This window comes from Psychrobacter sp. 1Y4, from assembly GCF_051847555.1.
In genome coordinates this window covers 1-974 of record NZ_JBPYDE010000201.1, presented here as the reverse complement: position 1 = coordinate 974, position 974 = coordinate 1, and the positions used below count along the sequence as shown (strand labels likewise).

The window sequence follows — 974 nt, the reverse complement described above, 5'->3', positions numbered from 1 at the left end:
TACTTAGATATGACAATGATGGAAACGCTTCTATAGATATACCAGAATTTCAAACTAAAGGTGTTTGTAGCTCTGATATCTTAGAGCAAATCATGGGAACATTTGCTATAACCATGGTATGTGAAGCAAAGTGGCTTTCTGAATATTCAGCATTAATTGCAGAGAACCTCTGGAAATCAGAAGAAGGTGTAAAGTTATTTGATAGAATAATCAAACATTTCGGAGATGAGCATCCAGAGGTCTTAAAAATTAAAGGTGATATTAGAACTCAAGAATTTAAATTAAAAGTCAAAATGTTAAAAGGAAGTTGATTTCAATGAAGAAACTGGTTCGTGGCGATGCTCCCTTTTGTTTAGCTAGTTTTAAGTATGGTAAAGATAGTTGGTCTGTTATTAGAGAGAATAGTCTTTATAAAGATATTTGGGAAAAGCTCAATATTATGCAGAAAGGGTTTTGTGCATACTGTGAATGTAGTCTTCATAAAAATAATAATTTCAAAGGGCATGTTGAGCACTTTATTCAAAGAGACAAAGTCCCTAGTTTGACCTTTGACTGGGGTAATTTATTCGGTTCATGTAATAATGCAAATCGTTGTGGAACGTATAAAGATAATAACCCATTAGCTAAAGCAATAGACTTACGTAAAGTGTGTAAACCTGATGTGTTAGGTTCTGATAATTTAATACTTTTCCTCAATTCTGGAAAGGTTAGACCTAGGACTAATTTAACTTTGCAAAATAGAGAGATTGCTAATAATACTATTGCTGTTTTCAACCTTAATGGTGATAGTAAGTTAGAGAATTCACGAAGAACTGCCATCGATGCAGAAAAGACTTTGGCGGATAGTTATTTGGAAATTTTAGTTGAAGGTGATGCTAGTTTAGCTGTACTTTTGGAAGCAGAATTAGATAAAGCGTTAATTAGAATTCAAGAGGCTGAGTATTCAACAGCATTGAAACATTTATGGACAGATA

The 974-nt window shown here is 33.2% G+C and carries 2 protein-coding genes; both read left to right on the top strand.

The window, feature by feature from the left end:
* Nucleotides 1-311: hypothetical protein (locus tag ACS8FC_RS15240; protein ID WP_439297393.1), on the top strand; the 311-nt coding region annotated here is incomplete at its 5' end.
* A 5-nt stretch (nt 312-316) separates the two neighbouring features.
* On the top strand, nt 317-974 hold a 658-nt coding region (gene ptuB, locus ACS8FC_RS15235), incomplete at its 3' end, for a retron Ec78 anti-phage system effector HNH endonuclease PtuB (RefSeq protein ID WP_439297392.1).